Here is an 18,208-nt window from a genome sequence, read left to right as displayed (position 1 = left end):
TCAAGGAGCACCCTATGAAACACAGTATTCTTTCGTTCCTGCTGGCGGCATGCTGCGCGAGTGCGCACGCCGACGTCATTGGTTTCGACGACCTGGCCAGCAGCGAGACCGCGGTCATCGCCGACGGCTATGCGGGCTTCAACTGGACCGGCGCTGGCGTCATCGGCGCCGATGCCTATCCCGACAGTGGCTTTGCCAACGGCGTGGTCTCGGCGGCCAACGTCGCCTTCAATCATGCGGGCGGCACCGTCACGATCTTGAATGCGACCGGCTTCGATTTCATCGGCGCGTTCTTCACGTCGGCCTGGTATGAACAGGAACTCTCGTTCGAGGGCAGCCGTGCAGGCCAGCTGCTGTTCGCGACCGACGTGTCGTACGGGATCGACACGTTCGCGCCGCAGTGGATCGAACTCGGTTGGCGCGGCATCGACACGCTCACGATCTACAACAGCAGCGGTACGCAGTGGGCCATGGATGCCTTCACGGCATCCGCTACGACGCCGAACGCGGTGCCGGAGCCGGGGACGCTGGCGCTGTGCGGCATTGCTGCTGCGGGGTGGCTGGCGGCGCGCAGGCGCAGGCCGCGGCAGCGGGCGTAAACGCCAACGGCCTGCAATCGCTTGCAGGCCGTTGTTTCACCGCGGGGCCAGATTAGATCAGAAGCGGTGTGCCAGGCGCGCGAACAGCGCCGCGCCATTCAGGCCAAACTGCACGCTCTCGTACTTGAAGCCGTTGTCGGTCTCGTTCGCATCCTGCACGGTTGGCTTGACGTCGAAGATGTTCGTGCCGCCGACCGTCAGGCGGGTCTTCTCGGTGAAGGCCCACGTGAAGGCCAGGTCGGCCGACGTCTTGGCTTCGTACTTCTGGTTCGGCACCGGTGGACCCGAGAACGTGCCCAGCGTCTGCGGGCCGAAGTGGATCACGCGCAGCGCGGTTTCCAGCTTGCCCTGAACGTAGTCGAAGCCCAGCGTGGCCTTGCGGCGCGGCGCGCCTTCTTCGATGAACAGGCGCTCGCGCTCGGACAGCAGCACGTCTTCGAAGCCTGCCAGCGCGGCTGGCGCTTTCACGCGCTGCACTTCGGTCTTGCTGAAGTTCGCGGCCAGGAACGTCGTCAGGCGGCCCGCGGCCACGTTGGCGCGGTGCGAGACCGTCAGGTCCAGACCCTGCGTCTTGGTGTCGACCGAGTTGACGAAGAACTGCGCCTGGCCCACGCCCAGCTGCTGCAGCGTCGCGCCCAGCGCCGGGTAGTTGTCGGCGTCAAAGCGGCCCGACAGCACGATGCGGTCATCGATGTCGATGCGGTACAGGTCGGCCGTGACCGACAGTGCCTGCGTTGGCGACCAGGTCAGGCCCAGCGTGTAGCTCTTCGATTCTTCGTCCTTCAGTTGCGGGATGCCGGCGGCGGCAGCCACGCGGCCACCATTCGGCGCCAGCACGACGTCCAGCGGCTGGCCGCTGACGAAGTCGGTGAAGGTCGACGAGAAGTACGCCTGCTGCAGCGACGGTGCGCGAAAGCCCGTGCTGGCCGAGCCGCGCAGCAGCAGGTCCGGCGCCAGGCGGTAGGCGGCGGCGAGCTTGCCGGTGGTGGTCGAGCCGAAGTCCGAGTAGCGCTCATGGCGCAGCGCGGTCTGGATCTTGAGGCGGTCGGTGAGATCCGTTTCGATGTCGACGTAGGCCGCGTTGCTGTGACGGTCGGTGTCGGTTTCGTCGCCCGGCTGGAAGCCCGGGAAGCCCTGGCTGCCGGCGTTGCCGCCAATGCCCACGCCATCGGCGTCGATGTACGAACCGGCTTCGCCGGCGAAGATCTGGTAGTTCTCGCGGCGGTGCTCGAGGCCGAACGCGACGTTCATGCCCTTGAACACGTCGCTGTAGAAGCGGCTGATGTCGGCGTTGGTGGTCGCCTGGCGGAACGAGAACGCGCCTGCGTAGAAGCGGTCGGCGCTGCGGCCCTGGCCACCACCCAGCAGATCGAGGTTGGCGATCGAGGCGTTGAGCGTGTTGGCGATGTCGTACTTCAGGCGGTTGTAGCCGTAGGTCTGCGACAGGTCGGCATTCCATTCGCCGGCCGTCCAGCGGTAGCCGACGGTGCCCCAGCGGTCATCGACCTTGCCGTTAATGAACGGCACGAACCCGTCCGGGTACATCGCAGCCGAATTGCGCGACGGAATGTCTTCGGAGCCCAGGCCTTCGCGGCCGAAGGCGGCCGACGACGCGTCGCGCTGCTGCACGCCAGCGGTGAAGTAGAACTTGCCGCCCGCGCCGGCCGGGAATTCGCCGTTCAGGTAAATGGTCTGGTTGTCGGCTTTGGTGTCGCCGATGATGCGCGGGTTGCCGGGCTCCGAACGATTCGAGCGGCCGCGGTCCGAGTATTCGCCGGTGATGCCCAGCACGCCGCCACCGAGGGCCACGCCGCAGTAGGCCGACGCTTGCCAGTTCTCGCCATCGCCTTCGGTGTACTGGCCGTAGCCGGCCACCGATTCGCAACCCAGGCTTTTCTTCAGGTCGATGTTGATCACGCCGGCAATCGCGTCCGAGCCGTATTGGGCGGCGGCGCCATCGCGCAGCACCTGCACTTCGCGGATCGCCATCACGGGGATGCCGTTCATGTCGGTGCCGGTGTTGCCGCGGTTGCGCGCGCCGAACAGGTTCACCAGCGCGACCGTGTGGCGGCGCTTGCCGTTGACGAGCACCAGGGTCTGGTCCGAGCCCAGGCCGCGCAGGGCGGCCGAGTCGATCAGGTCGGCGCCGTCGGCGCCCGTCTGGCGCGTCGAGTTGAATGACGGCGACAGGTTGCTCAGCACCTGCGCGAGGTCGAACTGGCCGCTTTGTTCGGCTGCTTTCGTCATCGGGATGAAGTCGATGGCGACCGGGGTGTCGGTGCTGGAGGCAGCGCCGACGCGGCGCGAACCGACGACGCTCACGCTTGGCACGACGGCGTCAGTGGTAATGGCTGGTGCGGTTTGCGCCTGGACGATGCCAGGGGCGAGGGCAAGGGAAGCAAGAATGGTGCTGCCATACAGACTGGCCAACACGGAACGGGGCATGATTTTGAGTTTGAGCACTGGTATCTCCGAAGGATGTTCGGATACTATCAATGGATCCTTCGATTGCCGTTGCAATGTGGCATTAACACAACGTTCTTGTTGTATAACTTTGTATTATCAACTCGGTTGCATAAGTAATTTCCTGGGGTAAATAAAGTACGTGCTCTGAAAAAGGTCGGCTATACTGTGTTTTTATACAGTATTTGTCATTTGACATGAGCCCGGCGTGACACAGCCTCCGACCAACCAGCCTCCCGCAGTCACGACTCTGCCTCCCTATGCCGAGTTGTTCTGCCTGTCGAACTTCTCGTTCCTGCAAGGGGCGTCGCATGCCGAGGAACTGGTGCTGCGCGCAGTGCAGCTCGGGTACTTCGCGCTGGGGATCACTGACGAATGCTCGCTGGCCGGTGTCGTGCGCGCGCATGCCGAAGCCAAGGAAGCGGGCCTGCCGCTCATCATCGGCGCCCATTTTCATTTGCAGAATCCCGATGGCAGCCCGGCACCGTCGCTGATCCTGCTGGCGCAGAACCGCGAGGGCTACGGCAACCTGTCCGAATTCATCACGCTAGGGCGTACGCGGGCCGGGAAGGGGACCTACCTGTTGACACCCGATGACCTGGCCGACCCGGCGCCGGAGAACGCGCACCTGCGCCACATGCCCGACTGCCTGGCGATCCTGCTGCCGCCGTATCCGGGGCACGAGGCGCAGGATGTCGATCGCCTGCACGCGCAGGCGGCGTGGATGGCGACCACCTTCCCGGGGCGCGCCTGGCTCGGCCTGACGTCGCTGCACCGCGCGTTCGACGATGCGCACCGCGCCACGGTCGAAGAAGTCGGCTGGCAGCATGGCTTGCCGATCGTGGCGCTGGGCCACGTGTGCATGCATGTGCGCTCGCGCAAGCCGCTGCAGGACACGCTGACCGCCACGCGCCTGAACAAGGCGGTGGCCGACTGCGGCTACGGGCTGGCGCAGAACGCCGAGCAGCACCTGCGCTCACGCCTGCGCCTGGCCAATCTGTACACGCCCCAAGTGCTGGCCGAAACGGTGCGCGTGGCGCGCCTGTGCACGTTCTCGCTCGACGAACTGCGCTACGAATACCCGGACGAAGTGGTCCCGCCCGGCCACACGGCGGCGAGCTTTTTGCGCGCCGAAACCTGGATCGGCGCGCACCGGCGTTTTCGCGACGGGATTCCGGCCAAGGTGCAGGCGCAGATCGAGCACGAGCTGGCGCTGATTTCCGAGATGCGCTACGAGCACTACTTCTTGACGGTGTACGACATCGTGCGCTTCGCCCGCTCGCAGCACATCCTGTGCCAGGGCCGCGGCTCGGCAGCCAATTCTGCCGTCTGCTACTGCCTGGGCATCACCGAGGTCGATCCGGCCCGCGCCAGCCTGCTGTTCGAGCGCTTCATCTCGCGCGAGCGCAACGAGCCGCCCGACATCGACGTCGACTTCGAGCACCAGCGGCGCGAAGAAGTCATCCAGTACATCTACAACAAATACGGACGCGATCGCGCGGCGCTGGCGGCGGTGGTGATCAGCTACCGCCCCAAGAGCGCACTGCGCGACAGCGGCCGCGCGCTGGGCATCGACCTTGGTATCGTCGAGAAGGTGGCCAAGACCCACCACTGGTTCGACAGCCGCGCCGACCTGCTGGGGCGCCTGGCCGAGAGCGGCCTGGATCCCGAGGCGCCGCTGTCGCGCCAGTGGGCCACGCTGGCGCAATCGCTGCTGAACTTTCCGCGCCACCTGTCGCAGCATCCGGGCGGCTTCGTCATCGCGCGCGGCAAGCTCTCGCGCCTGGTGCCGATCGAGAACGCGGCGATGGCCGACCGCAGCGTCATCCAGTGGGACAAGAACGACCTCGAAGAACTGGGGCTGATGAAGGTCGACGTGCTGGCGCTGGGCATGCTGTCGATGATGCGGCGCGGGCTGGAGCTGGTGGGCCAGCGCTATGGCAACGTGTTCGAGATGCAGGACGTTCCGGCGGACGATACGGCCACCTACGACATGATCTGCCAGGCCGACACGGTGGGCGTGTTCCAGATCGAGTCGCGCGCGCAAATGAGCATGCTGCCGCGGATGCGCCCGCGCGTCTTCTACGACTTGGTGATCGAGGTGGCCGTGGTGCGCCCCGGCCCGATCCAGGGCGGCATGGTCCATCCCTATCTGCGGCGCCGTCAGGGCTTCGAGCCGGTGGTGTATCCGAGCGCCGAAATGAAGGTGGCGCTCGAGCGCACGCTGGGCGTGCCGATCTTCCAGGAGCAGGTGATGCAGGTGGCGATCCTGGGCGCGGGTTTCACGCCGGGCGAGGCCGACCAGCTGCGCCGCGCGATGGCAGCCTGGAAGCGCAAGGGCGGGCTGGAACATTATTACGAGCGCATCACGACCGGCATGCTCGAACGGGGCTACACGCTGGAATTCGCCGAAGCGATCTTCAGCCAGATCCAGGGCTTCGGCGAATACGGCTTTCCCGAGTCGCATGCGGCCAGCTTCGCGCTGCTGGCGTATGCGAGTTCGTGGCTCAAGTGCCACGAGCCGGCTGCCTTCCTGTGCGCGCTGCTTAACAGCCAGCCGATGGGCTTTTACAGCCCGTCGCAACTGGTGCAGGACGCGCGCCGCCATGGCATCGAAGTGCGGCCAGTCGATGTCGCCGTCAGCGGCTGGGATTCGGCACTTGAAGAATACGATCCGCACGAGCGCACGCGCCAGCCGGCGGTGCGCCTCGGCCTGTCGCTGCAGCGCGGGATGAAGGTCGATGCGGCCGAGCGTATCGAGCAGGCGCGCGCCGTGCGGCCGTTTGTCGATGTCGCCGACCTGGCGCGCCGCGCGGGCCTGGACCGCAGCGACCTGCAGGTACTGGCGGCGGCCGGCGCGCTGCAGTCGCTGGCGGGGCACCGGCGCGAAGCATTGTGGGAAGCATCCGGCGCCGCACCCGACAAGGACCTGCTGCGTCCGACCGTGCCACGCGAAGAAGCACCGGTGCTGGCAGCACCAAGCGAAGGCGAAGAGATCGTGGGCGACTACCGCGCGCAGGGCCTCACGCTGGGCCGCCATCCGCTGGCGCTGCTGCGCGAACGCCTGCTGGCGCAGCGCTTCCTGCCCGCGTCGACGCTGATGGATTTCCAGAACGGCCAGCTGGCGCGCGGCTGCGGCCTGGTGACAGTGCGCCAGCGCCCCGGCACCGCCAAGGGCGTGCTGTTCCTGACGCTGGAAGACGAAACCGGCAACGTCAACGTGATCGTGTGGCCGTCGCTGGTAGAGCAGCAGCGGCGCGAGGTCCTGAGCGCACCACTGCTCGGCGTCTACGGCATCTGGCAACGCGAGGGCGAAGTGCGCCACCTGGTCGCCAAGCGGCTGGTGGATCTGTCGCACCTGCTCGGTGCTCTCGATACGCGCAGCAGGGATTTCTGCTGATGCACAGCCGCACAGCCGGGGTCAGGTCTGACATTCGGACACGGCCTCAGCCTTGGTCACTTCCAAAAGACTCCAAAGCCGGGGTCAGGTCTGACATTCGGACACGACCTCAGCTTTAGTCACTTCCAAAAGTCTCTTGCCCATTATTAGCATGGCTCTGTGCCAGCTATTTCCGATTACTCGACTGTCGAGATCGTGTCCGAATGTCAGACCTGACCCCGGCTTTTCTGTCGAGGTCGTGTCCGAATGTCAGACCTGACCCCGGCTTTTCTTCTGGTCGCCAACTTTCCTGTGGCGGCAGGCTGCTGCGTTGATAGAATGGTCATTGCGTAAATATCACGGGAACAGCATGGACAAGACAAGCCGAAGCCGGGGCAGGGGGACGGGGCGTGCGACGCTCGAGCAGGTTGCGGGCATGGCCGGGGTGTCGATCATGACGGCCTCGCGCGCACTGAGCCAGCCGAAGCTGGTGTCCGAGGCCACGCGCATCAAGGTCGAGCACGCCGTGGCCGAACTGGGTTACGTGCCGAATCGTGCCGCGCGGGCGCTGGCGTCGTCGCAGTCGCGCGTGATCGTGGTGCTGGTGCCGTCGCTGTCGAATGCCGTGTTCACCGCCGTCCTCGAAGGCATCCACGACGCCGTCGCGCCTGGCCAGTACCAGCTCCTGATCGGCAATACCTATTATTCGCAGCTCGAAGAAGAAAAGCTGCTGCGCACCTATCTGCAGTCGAACCCCGACGGCATCCTGTTCTCGAGCCAGGTGCGCAGCCCCGCCGTGGCCAAGATGCTGGCGGCATCGAAGGTGCCGGCGGTGGCCATGATGGATTTGTCCGATGATCCGGCCGTGCTGTCGGTCGGCTTTTCGCAGTACGAGGCCGGCATGGCGATGACGCGCCACCTGATCGCCAAGGGTTACACACGCATCGGCTTCATCGGCGCCCAACTCGACGAGCGCACGCTGCGCCGCGCCGACGGCTACCGCGCCGCGATGGCGGCGGCGGGCCTGGCCGATCCCGGCCTCGAGTTGATGGTGCCCGAACGCTCGACCATCGCGCTGGGCGCCGGCCTGATGGCGCAGATGCTGGCGCTGCGGCCCGACTGCGACGCCGTCTTTTGCTGCAACGACGACCTGGCCCACGGCGCCGTGTTCCACTGCCAGCGGCAAGGCATCCGCATCCCGCAGGACATCGCGGTATGCGGCTTCAACGATTTGCCCGCTTCGGCCTGGATGATGCCGTCACTGACGACGGTCGACACGCCGCGCTACCAGATCGGCTTCGAAGCCGCCGGCCTGCTGCTGCAGGTGATCAAGGGCGAAGAGCCGGCCGAGCGGCGCATCGACCTTGGCTTCACGCTGCGCGACCGCGAGAGCGCATAAGGGGCATCAGTAGGTTTTGTAGGGCAGGAATTTGCCCGACAAGACCACGTTTACGCGGTCGCCTTTCGGGTCTTCGGTGCGCTGGATATCCATCGAAAAATCGATGGCGCTCATGATGCCGTCACCGAATTCTTCGTGGATCAGTTCCTTGATCGTGGTGCCGTACACGCTGACCAGCTCATACCAGCGATAGATCAGCGGATCGGTCGGCACGGCCGTCGGCAGCGAGCCTTTGTACGGCACGATCTGCAGCCAGGCGATCGCTTCGTCGGACAGCTCGAACAGCTTGCCGACTGCTTCGGCCTGGGGTTTGGTCAGCGTCATCTGGCCCAGGCAAGCGGCGGTGGTCCATTCCTTCGACAGGCCCGTGGCCTCGGTCACGTCGCGCCATTTGATGCCCTTGCGGACTTTCGCGGATACGATCAGTTTGGTGACATCTTCACGGCATGAAATCATGTTGGCTGCTCCAGAAAGTGGGGAAGGTAGGTGCTCACGCCTTACCTCAGCAAGGCGCGTGCCATGCATCAAATCGACGAAGCAGACACACCGGGCCTGCCGCGCCAGCAAGAAGCCAGCAGCATCTCAGCGAAATGCGCACTGCGCGGGCGCAGCCGCCCGAAATGGGTGCATGGCCTGTGGGTTTACATTTCCAGGCGGGGCGCGCACAATCGCGGTATGTTTGTTAGCGGTAACATAAGGCAATGACGACAGAACCAACGAGCGATAACAAGGGAACGGCCTGGGTCATCATGGGCGTGAGCGGCTGCGGCAAGAGCCAGATCGGCGCGCGCCTGGGCAACCAGCTCGGCGTGGAATTCATCGAGGGCGATGCTTACCACTCCGACGTGAACATCGCACGCATGTCGGCGGGTACGCCGCTGACCGACGACGACCGCCACGACTGGCTCGTGACGCTGCGTGACCTGCTGGCGCGGCGCGAGGGCGGGGCGGTGCTGTCATGCTCATCGCTCAAGCGCAGCTACCGCGACTTGCTGCGCGGCGCCGGCGGCGATGTGCGCTTCGTGCACCTGGCCGGCGAGCGCAGCCTGCTGGCCGAGCGTGTCAGCAACCGCCCCGGCCACTACATGCCGCCATCGCTGCTCGACAGCCAGCTGGCAACGCTCGAACCGCTGCAGCCGGACGAAGCGGGCATCACGCTCGACATCCGCGACACGCCGGCGCAGCTGGTGGCGCAGATTCTCGCCCGCGCCTAAGCGCTGCCTGCCGGCGCGCCTGGCGCCGGTGTCCTGAAGCGGGCCACGTCGCGCATCGGCGGCAGGCCGAACATGCGGGCATACTCGCGGCTGAACTGCGATGCGCTTTCGTAGCCGACCGTAAATGCCACCGACGCCGCATCGAACGGCTCGAACAGCAGCAGCCGGCGCGCCTTCAACAGGCGCAGGCTTTTCTGGTACTGGATCGGCGTCATCGCGGTGACCGCCCTGAAGTGGCGATAGAAGGCCGCGACGCTCATCCCGGCCAGCGCCGCAAGCGGGCCGACGCGCAGCGGCTGCGCCATGTGCTCGCGAATCCAGTCGATCGCGCGGCGCACCTGCGACAGGCGGCTGTCGGCGTGCGCGATCTGGCGCAGCAAGTCGCCATGCGGCCCCTGGAGCACGCGAAACAGGATCTCGCGCTCGATCAGCGGCGCCATCATTGCCACGTCGTCTGGCCGCGCGACCAGCTGCATCATGCGCAGCCAGGCATCGATCAGGTCGGGGCCTGCCTGTGCCACGCCGACGTCGGCACCATGCGGGACCTTGCCGGCAGCGGGCAGGTCGGCCAGCATGGCGGCAATGATGGCCGGATCCAGCGCCAGGCTGACCGCGAGATACGGCGCCGTGCCCGATTGCGCGGTGACCTGGCCAAGCGCCGGCAACGCCACCGGCACCACGAAGTAGCCAGGCGCCTCGATGTGCACGACCTGGCCGCCGATGGACAGACTCTTTGACCCTTGCAGCACCAGGTGCAGCATCGGGCCATAGACCTGGTTCGAACACGCTTCGGCGCGCACCATGGCCACCCGCGGCAGACCGGTCGCGGTCCAGGTGTCGCCCGCGCTCATCGCAATGGCGCGCAGCGCATCCATCGAGACGTTTCCTGCTTCGCCTGTCGCATCGGTGATCGCTTTATCCATGCCCGAATATAGCACTGGCCACGCCGGCGCAACGGGCTTTGAGAAGAATAGGCAAGCATGCGCGAAGAACCGGCATGTGGTGCGTGCTGCCCCTGCGTAGCATCGTCCTGGTCGCCGGAGCCATTGGGCTTCGGGACACATCGACCAAGGACACACCATGAAACTGACCAATAAAATCGCTGTCGTCACCGGCGCATCGAGCGGCATCGGCGCCGGCATTGCGCGCGCATTCGGCGCCGAGGGCGCCACCGTCATCGTGAACTACGCCAGCAGCAAGGCGGGCTCCGATGCGGTGGTCGCCTCGATCGAGGCCGCCGGCGGCAAGGCAGTCGCGCTGCAGGCCGACATGAGCAAGGCCGCCGACGTGGCGGGGCTGTTCGAGCGCGTGAAGGCCGATTACGGCACGCTCGACATCCTCGTCAATAATGCCGGCGTGGCCGTCTTCGAGATGGTGGCCGAGATGACCGAGGACGCGTTCCACAAGCAGTTCAATGTCAACGTGCTTGGCTATTTTCTGGCGATTCGCGAAGCGCTCAAGGTGTTCAAGGATGGCGGCAGCATCATCAACATCAGCTCGATCCTGAGCACCGATCCCTACCTGGCGTCGAGCGTGTACGCCGCCACCAAGGGCGCCGTCGATACGCTGACGTTCGCGCTGGCGCGTGAACTGGGACCGCGCGGCATCCGCGTCAATGCGATCCTGCCGGGCCACACGAACACGCCCGCCACCGCCGGCAATTTCGACGGCGATTTCGGCAAGACGCTGATTGCCGGGACGCCCCTTGGCCGCTTCGGCGAGCCGGAAGACATCGCGCCGGTGGCCGTGTTCCTGGCTTCAAACGACGCGCACTGGGTCACCGGCGAATCGCTGCGCGCTGCCGGCGGCGTGCGCGGTGTGGGCTACTAGGCATCACCCCGCCAACCGAAAAGGCGACTGCATTATGCGCACCGAATAACCCGGTGCGCGGCATGCAGATGTGTTTGACGCACTTACAAAATCAGACTATATTTTTCACATGAGTTTGGAAACGTTTCCAATTGGGTATTCCGCACCAAAACCATTCGAGACCAACGCAAAGTTGGCGGCGTGTGGCACGGCAATCCGGCACGGCCACATTTTCTTGTCGTGAGAAAAGAGGAGTCAACGTGAGTCATCTACCCCAGCAACACCACTCCAAATGGAAGCCGTTCCAGCTGCTTGTCGCCGGCCTCGCGCTGGCCTGCAGCGCGCAAGCCACCGCCAGCGTCACCAACCCCGTCATCGGCCAGTTGCTGTGGTCCGAAGAATTCAACGGCACCAGCGTGAATACGGGCGTCTGGAACCTGCAGGACGGGAACGGTTGCCAGATCGGCCTGTGCGGTTACGGCAACGCCGAGCTGCAGTACTACAGCCCGAACAACGCCACCATCGCCAACGTGCCGTTCGAATCGGGCACGCGCGCACTGGCGATCCAGGCGCGCAGCCAGACGGTGGGCAGCAATCTGTTCACGTCGGCGCGGCTCGACACCCGCAACAAGGTGCAGGTGCAGTACGGGATGATCGAGGTGCGCATGGCCACGCCGAACCTGGGCACCGGCCTGTGGCCCGCTGCCTGGCTGCTGGGCGTGAGTCCCCAGACCTGGCCGCGCAACGGCGAGATCGACATGATGGAGATGGGGCACAAGGCTGCGGTGCGGGCCGAGGGCGGGGCGCCGTCGTCCAACCATTTCGTCGGCGCGAACGTGATCACCTGGCAGCAGGCCGCCTGCGTGTCCGGCAACGAGAGCTGCGCCGCATCGACCGCGTGGCAGACCGATAACTGGCACGTGCCGACCACGTCGCTGGCGAACCGGTTCGTCACCTACCGCTTCTACTGGACCGAGAGTGAAATGCGCTTCTCGGTCGTCGACAACGGCGTCGAACACAATCTGTACAACGCGCCGCTGCCAGTCAATTCGAGCGCGCTGCAGGCGCCGTTCTACCTGCTGCTGAACATGGCCGTGGGCGGCAACTTTACCGATGCGGCCAATGCCAGCCAGGTCACGGCGCCGCTGCCGGGCACGATGTATGTCGATTATGTGCGCGTGTACCAGCTCGATGGCAAGGGGCAGGTCAAGCTGGGCAACCAGAGCGTGCCCGAAGTGGCGGGCAAGTTCGGCATCTTCACCGATAACACGGCCGTCAACGCCAAGCTGGTAGCAGGCACCAGTTCCGACATCTTCCTGTGGAATGCGGCGTCCACCGGCACCGGCAACACGGCGCCGTACGAAGGCAGCAACGTCATCGCTTGGAACTACACTTCGCCCGGCCAGTGGTTCGGCGGCGGCATCCAGGCGCGCCAGGTGCGCGACCTGTCGAACTATCGCACCAATGGCACGGTCAAGTTCCGCATCAAGATTCCGGCCAACGTCGGCTTCCGGATCGGCGTGGGCGATACATTCACCAACCAGAACTGGGTGAATTTCCCGGCCAATACCACCGCCTATGGGCTCACGCGCAACGGACAGTGGGCGCAGGCATCGGTCCCCGTCTCGACGCTGCTCGGGCCCCTGGTGGCGGCGCAGTCGCTGTACGACATCTTCATGATCTCGAGTATCGACGGCAGCCTGCCCACGTCCAGCTTCCAGTTCGCGATCGACGATATCGTCTGGGAGTCGGGCGGTGGCGGCACCACGACGCCGCCAGCGCAGACCGGGCCGACATCGGTGAGCCAGACCTCATCGACGATGCTGCAGTTCCGCACCACCACCGGCAGCTGGGCCGACGTGCACTACACGGTCAACAACGGCCCGCAGCAAAACGTGCGCATGCAGCTGGCCAATGGCGTGAACACGTTCACGGCCGGCGGTCTGGCGATCGGCAACGTGGTGCGCTACACCTTCACGTACTGGGACACGGCGCGCAACGCTGCCGTCGATACGGCGCAGCAGACCTACACAATGCAGTGATCTAGGGCACCAGCACCTGCAGGTGATACCTGCGGCCCGCATCGATGTTGTCGACGCGGGCCGCAGCCAGTTCGACGCCGTCGCACGTCACCGTCACGCGCTCGACTGCGCCGCGCCGGATATCCACCTCGAACGTCGCACCACGGAAGCGCCGCGTGACCGTCATGCCGGGCCAGCCTGATGGCAGTTGCGGATTGACCGTCAAGCCGTCCACATCACCTTTCAGGCCACACAGGCCCTCGATCAGGCAGCGATACACCCAGGCCACAGTGCCTGTGTTGAACAACTGGCTCGAGCGCCCGGCCGTGCGCGGGTACTCGTGGTACGCGCCGCGGTAGTAATTCGGAATGAACACCGGCAGCTGGCCGCGCTGCAGGTAGTCGGCCAGGTCCGGACCGGGAATCATCTTGCGCAGCGCGTCGAAAGCGCGGTCCGCTTCGCCAATCGTGTACAGGCTGAAGATGTAGAACACGGCGGCATGGTTGTAGACCGCGCCATTCTCGGCCGAGCCGGGATGCTTTTGCGTGACGCGTCCGATGTCTTCGCGCATGGCACCGTAGGGCGGGGCGAACATCTGCACGCCGTAGGGTGTCTTTAATTGGGCGTCGATCTCGGGCAGCATCTGCGCGCGCTGTGCATCGTTTGCGGCGCCCGACAGGAACGCCCAGCTTTGCGGGTTCAGGTAGATGCGGCCTTCGGTATCGGCCGCCACGCCGAACTTGACGTCGTCGTCGGTGATACCGCGTGCGAACCAGCTGCCATCCCACAGGTGCGCGTTGGCAGAGGCGTTCATGGCCGCTGCGCCATCGCGGTAGCGCGCCTGCATCGGCCCATCATCGCGTGCAGCGCAGACATCGGCCCACAGGTTCAGCGCGTAGGCGGCCGCCACGGTCAGCCAGCCCGAGACGCCGCGGCCCTTGTAGCCGACCATGTTCATCGGATCGCACCAGTCGCCCTGTTCGATGTAGGAGAGGCCCCTCGCATCGCGCCGCTCCAGCAGCCAGTCCATCGCCAGGCAGATGCGCTCGAATGCGGATTTGACGTCGCCATCGTGTGCGGTTACCGGCACATCGAGGATGGCCGCGTCGCCCGTTTCGTCGAGATAGGCTTGCAGGCAGACTGGCAGCCAGACGCAGTGGTCGGTGTGCGGAATCTGGTTGATGTATTTGAGTTCGGCGCCTTCAAACAGCAGGATCCCGTCCGGCATGGCGCCATTGGCTTCCTGCTGGCTCAGTGCATGCAGGAAGGCAGCGCGGGCAGCGGCCGGCTTGACGAACACCATGCCCATATTGTCCTGCAGGTAGTTGCGGGTCTGCGGGTCGGTGCTGAGGCGATTGACGTCGCCGTGGTAATACACCTGGCGCGCCAGCCACGTATTGACGAAATTATCCAGCTCAGGGTCGGGCGTGGCGATCTGCAGCACGCCATCGCCTTCTGCGATGTAGGCGGCGTAGTCGCGGGCGGCAGCGGCAAAGCCTTCCGCGCTCAGGTAGCGCTGGCGCAGCAGGGCAATCTCGGCATCGTCGAATGCGGGGCCGAACAGCAGGCGGCGCGTGGCGGCCTCGCCGGGCGCCAGGGCCAGGCGGTACTGGACGACGGCAGCTGGCGTTTCGTAGCGCGCGTCGCCACAGGGCAGCAGGGCGGGCGCCAGCGTCGATGGCGCATGCAGGCCGCCTTCGCCTTCGAAGACCTTTTGCCCGGTTTCCCAGGCGTCCGGGGCTTGCTCGCACAGCAGTACCGTGCGGTCTTTGAGCAGGCGGTTCTTGAAGAAGTCGTCCAGCTTCTGGTACGGGGTGATGCAGGTTGCGACGATGCCGCCCAGGTCGTGCCGGTACTCGGCCGACTGGTTCATCCACGACATGTAGCCGACCGTGAAGTACGGGTAGATGCTGATGCGGCGCGGGCGCTCCGACAGATTGGTGACGGCCACGGCCCACAGTTCGGCCACGTCATCGACCGGCAGCGCGAGCGTCAGGTCGATGCGGATGCCGAGTTTTTCGATCGTCCATTGCAGGTCCGTGCGCCCGACCGAGAACGCATAGCGGTCGAGCCCACCGCGCACCGGTTCGTACGGCGCCGAGAACAGCTCGCCCGTGTCTTCGTCTTTCACGTACACGAAGCGGCCCGGATGGTGGGCATAGTAATTCTGCTCCGGCTGCATGAACGATTTGGCTTCCATGTTCGGGCCGTGCGAGTACTTGCCGGGTTCGGGCTGCATGAACTGCGCGGTGGCGTAGCCGCGGCAGGTGGTCTGGATCATCATCCTGCGGTTCCACAGGAAGCCGCCCGCCTGCGGCATGGCGGTCGGGCTGGTGAGCACATAGCGGTCGTCTTGCGGGTACAGCATTAGGGCAATCTCCGTTGAAGTCATGGCGCCGCCTTGCGCGCGGCCAGTTCGGCGCCCATGCGCGCCAGGGCCTTGGCGTCGAGGTTATACAAGCACATCACCAGCACGGCCACCAGCGCAAAGGCGGCCGGCACAAACGACATCAGCCAGACGATGCCGGCCTGCGAGCCGACGCTCTGCGCCGCGTTGGGCACGTAGCCGAGCCAGGTAAAGACGGCGCCGATGACGCTGACCGCCACCGCGGTGCCGAGCTTTTGCGAGAAGGTCGCGGCGGCGAAGGTCATCGCGGTGGCGCGCCGGCCGGTGCGCCATTCGTTGTAGTCGGCGGTGTCGGCATACATCGAGAACGCCAGCGGCGACTTGGGCCCCAGCACGAAGCCCAGGCCCGCCTGCAGCACGAACATCAGGTCGATCCGGTCGGCGGGGATCAGGAAGAACAGCGACGACAGCACGGCGGTGCAGCTCATCAACAGGATCATCAGGCGCTTCTTGTCGATGAAGCGCGTGAGCAGCGGCGTGCAGGCCGCGCCGATGGCGGCAAACACCATATAGGTCGGCACGAAGGTCGCCATCAGTTCGGGGCGGCCGACGACGTACTTGAAGTAGTAGGCCGAGGTCGTGGTGCGCAGCGTGATCGTCACCATGATGACCAGGGCCAGCACGAACAGCACGACCCAGGGCCGGTTGGACGCCAGGTCGCGGATGTCGCGCCAGACGTCGTTCTTCTGGCCGGGCGGGGGCAGCACGCGCTCGCGGGTATTGAGGAACGTAATCAGGAACATGACCGATGCCGCCACGCTCCACGCGAGCATCGTCAGCTGCCAGCCACGCACGTCGTCTCCGGCGCCGAGCCACGCCACCATCGCCGGCGTGGCGGCTGTGACGAGCGTGCTGCCGGCAAAAGCGAAGATGAAGCGCAGGCCGTTGATTGTCGAGCGTTCCTGCGGGTCGTTCGAGATCACGCCGGACAGCGCGTTGTAGGGAATGTTCACGCAGGTGTAGCAGACCATCATCGCCAGATAACTGCCGTAGGCCCACAGCAGCTTGCCGTTGGCGTCCAGGTCGGGCGTGGTGTAGGTGAGCACGGCCGCCGCGCCAAGGGGGATCGACATCCAGATCAGGTAGGGGCGGAACTTGCCGAAGCGGGTATTGGTGCGGTCGGCAAAGGCGCCGATCACGGGGTCGGTGAAGGCGTTGATCAGCTTGATCGAAGCGAGCAGGGTGGCCGCCTGCGCTGCCGAGATACCGAACGTGTCGGTATAAAAGATCAGCAGGAAGGTCGCGATATTGGCCCAATAAAAATTGAAGCCCATGTCGGCCACGCCATAGCTGATCTTTTCTCGCCAGCCGAGGTTACCGCCCGTCGCTACAGGTGTCTCAGGCCCGCGCTTGAACATTGATTGTCTCCAGATATTTTTATGGTGATGCCAGCGTTGACTGATAACGCTAACATCGGGCAAGTATGGCGCTGCCGGCATGGCGTGTCAACACACTGCGGCGTACGGAGGCACCGTACTGAAATATGGTGTTTTTGATCATTGCTCTACACTGCGGGGGCAGCTAGCCCTACCACGTTTTGACTAGAGGAGTCGATGACCACCATGATCCTGCCGGCCCGGATGCAATTCCTGATGAACCGTTTGCGCGAGCGCCTGTGGGTCAAACCCATGATCGCCTGCGTTCTCTCCGTTGCCGGCGTGGCGCTGGCGCACCTGGTCGACAGCATCCCGATCGACTGGAAGGTACCGGAAATTGCGCAAGGCTCGATCGTCGACCTGCTCAAGGTGATCGCCGCCAGCATGCTGGGCGTCGCCACGTTCGCTGTCGCGTCGATGGTGGCCGCGTATGCGTCGACCGGGCAGTCGGCCACCGAGCGCGCGTTTCCGCTCGTGATCGCCGATGACGTCTCGCAGAACGCGCTGTCGATCTTTGTCGGCGCCTTCATCTTCGCCATCATCGGCCTGAGCGCGACCACCAACGATTACTTCGGCAAGCCGGGCCGCTTCACGCTGTTCGTGCTGACTCTGCTCACGCTGGTGATTGTGGTGCTCGTGTTCGTGCGCTGGGTCGACAGCATCGCCCGCCTGGGGCGCCTGGGTGCGGTGATTACCCGGGTCGAACGGGCGGCCGCCGAAGCGATGGCGCGCCGCACCCGGATGCCCTGCATGGGCGGCATGGTGGCCTTCGGGCCGCCGGCCGGCCTGGCCTTTCACAGCCTGGCGAGCGGCTATCTGCAGCGGGTGGACATGGATGCCCTGCAGCGCATCGCCGCCGAGCGCAAGCTGCGCATCACGCTGGCGGTTGCGCCCGGCGCGCTGATCGTCTGCTCGCGCCCGATCGGGTACGTGCTGCCCGATGGCGAAGACGCCGGCACGATCGAACCGGACCTGATCGCCAAGGCATTTACCATCGGACCATTGCGCCAGTTCGACGAAGACCCTGGCTTCGGGCTGGTCGTGCTGACCGAGATCGGCAGCCGCGCGCTGTCCCCCGGCATCAACGATCCGGGCACAGCCATCGTCGTGCTCAATGCGGTCTACCGGATCTTCGATGCGTGGACCCATCCCGATTTTGGCGCCGAGCCGGACCATGACCGCGTCGAGGTGCCGCCGCTGTCGCTGGACGACATGTTCAACGATATCTTCCCGCCACTGGCCCGCGATGGCGCCGGGGTGCTCGAAATCGCGCTGCACCTGCAGTGGGTGTGCGGCGAACTGGGGCGCTGCGGCGATCCGCACCTGCGCGCCATGGCGCAGCGCCAGGCTGACGAAGCCCTGGCACGGTCGGCAGCCGCCCTCGACTTCGCGCCAGATCTTGCGCAACTGCGCCGCCGGCATGCTGACTACTGGTGACCGGCATGCGTGCCGGGTGATGCGGCGATGGAATGAGCGCTCCCCGCCACGCATGCCCTCTTGCACGCAGATCGCCGCGACAACTTGTTACCAAACCATGCAAT

Annotated in this window: 12 protein-coding genes; 7 read left to right on the top strand and 5 right to left on the bottom strand. The window is 65.3% G+C overall.

Annotated features, from left to right (window positions below):
• Positions 1–14: 14 nt before the first annotated feature.
• On the top strand, positions 15–599 hold the full coding sequence (locus AC1MGT_RS05430) for a PEP-CTERM sorting domain-containing protein (RefSeq protein WP_499503325.1): 585 nt from the start codon (positions 15–17) through the stop codon (positions 597–599).
• Between the two features lie 57 nt (positions 600–656).
• On the opposite strand, the gene AC1MGT_RS05425 is transcribed toward AC1MGT_RS05430, so the two are convergent.
• The gene (locus AC1MGT_RS05425; protein WP_499503324.1) at positions 657–3,062 is read right to left on the bottom strand and encodes a TonB-dependent receptor plug domain-containing protein; all 2,406 of its coding nucleotides are present in this window, start codon (positions 3,060–3,062) and stop codon (positions 657–659) included.
• A 208-nt stretch (positions 3,063–3,270) separates the two neighbouring features.
• On the opposite strand from AC1MGT_RS05425, the gene AC1MGT_RS05420 reads away from it, so the two are divergent.
• Both AC1MGT_RS05420 and gntR read left to right on the top strand, forming a co-directional pair.
• A complete protein-coding gene (locus AC1MGT_RS05420) occupies positions 3,271–6,462 on the top strand; it encodes an error-prone DNA polymerase (protein ID WP_499503323.1) in 3,192 nt (1,063 codons plus the stop codon).
• 349 nt (positions 6,463–6,811) lie between these two features.
• Complete coding sequence (gntR, locus tag AC1MGT_RS05415; protein ID WP_499503321.1) at positions 6,812–7,840, top strand: HTH-type transcriptional regulator GntR; 1,029 nt, start codon at positions 6,812–6,814, stop codon at positions 7,838–7,840.
• 6 nt (positions 7,841–7,846) lie between these two features.
• Here gntR and cynS read toward each other — a convergent pair whose 3' ends face one another.
• Positions 7,847–8,296 carry a cyanase gene (gene cynS / locus AC1MGT_RS05410; RefSeq protein WP_499503319.1) on the bottom strand — a complete coding sequence of 150 codons (450 nt, stop codon included), beginning with the start codon at positions 8,294–8,296 and terminating at the stop codon, positions 7,847–7,849.
• A gap of 245 nt (positions 8,297–8,541) precedes the next feature.
• Between cynS and AC1MGT_RS05405 the strand changes: the two genes are divergently transcribed.
• The gene (locus AC1MGT_RS05405; RefSeq protein WP_332531443.1) at positions 8,542–9,054 is read left to right on the top strand and encodes a gluconokinase; all 513 of its coding nucleotides are present in this window, start codon (positions 8,542–8,544) and stop codon (positions 9,052–9,054) included.
• Here AC1MGT_RS05405 and AC1MGT_RS05400 read toward each other — a convergent pair.
• Positions 9,051–9,977: an AraC family transcriptional regulator gene (locus AC1MGT_RS05400; RefSeq protein WP_499503318.1), complete on the bottom strand. Its 927-nt coding sequence runs from the start codon at positions 9,975–9,977 to the stop codon at positions 9,051–9,053. The genes AC1MGT_RS05405 and AC1MGT_RS05400 overlap by 4 nt on opposite strands.
• Positions 9,978–10,134: 157 nt before the next feature.
• Between AC1MGT_RS05400 and AC1MGT_RS05395 the strand changes: the two genes are divergently transcribed.
• Together AC1MGT_RS05395 and AC1MGT_RS05390 are read left to right on the top strand one after the other, a co-directional pair.
• Positions 10,135–10,884, top strand: coding sequence for an SDR family NAD(P)-dependent oxidoreductase (locus AC1MGT_RS05395; protein ID WP_499503317.1), 750 nt, complete (start codon positions 10,135–10,137; stop codon positions 10,882–10,884).
• A gap of 239 nt (positions 10,885–11,123) precedes the next feature.
• Positions 11,124–12,905, top strand: coding sequence for a glycoside hydrolase family 16 protein (locus AC1MGT_RS05390; protein ID WP_499503316.1), 1,782 nt, complete (start codon positions 11,124–11,126; stop codon positions 12,903–12,905).
• A 1-nt stretch (position 12,906) separates the two neighbouring features.
• Here the strand turns inward: AC1MGT_RS05390 and AC1MGT_RS05385 are convergent, their stop codons facing one another.
• Both AC1MGT_RS05385 and AC1MGT_RS05380 read right to left on the bottom strand, forming a co-directional pair.
• Entirely contained in the window at positions 12,907–15,252 is a 2,346-nt protein-coding gene (locus AC1MGT_RS05385) for a GH36-type glycosyl hydrolase domain-containing protein (RefSeq protein ID WP_499503315.1), read from the bottom strand.
• Positions 15,253–15,272: 20 nt separating this feature from the next.
• Positions 15,273–16,649 (bottom strand): MFS transporter, encoded by a 1,377-nt coding sequence (locus AC1MGT_RS05380; RefSeq protein ID WP_499503314.1) that lies wholly within the window; start codon positions 16,647–16,649, stop codon positions 15,273–15,275.
• A gap of 195 nt (positions 16,650–16,844) precedes the next feature.
• On the opposite strand from AC1MGT_RS05380, the gene AC1MGT_RS05375 reads away from it, so the two are divergent.
• Positions 16,845–18,104, top strand: coding sequence for a DUF2254 domain-containing protein (locus AC1MGT_RS05375; protein WP_499503313.1), 1,260 nt, complete (start codon positions 16,845–16,847; stop codon positions 18,102–18,104).
• The last annotated feature ends 104 nt before the right edge of the window (positions 18,105–18,208 follow it).

It is taken from the genome of Telluria sp. BA11 (assembly GCF_056680305.1).
This window is presented reverse-complemented; position numbering and strand designations above follow the sequence as displayed.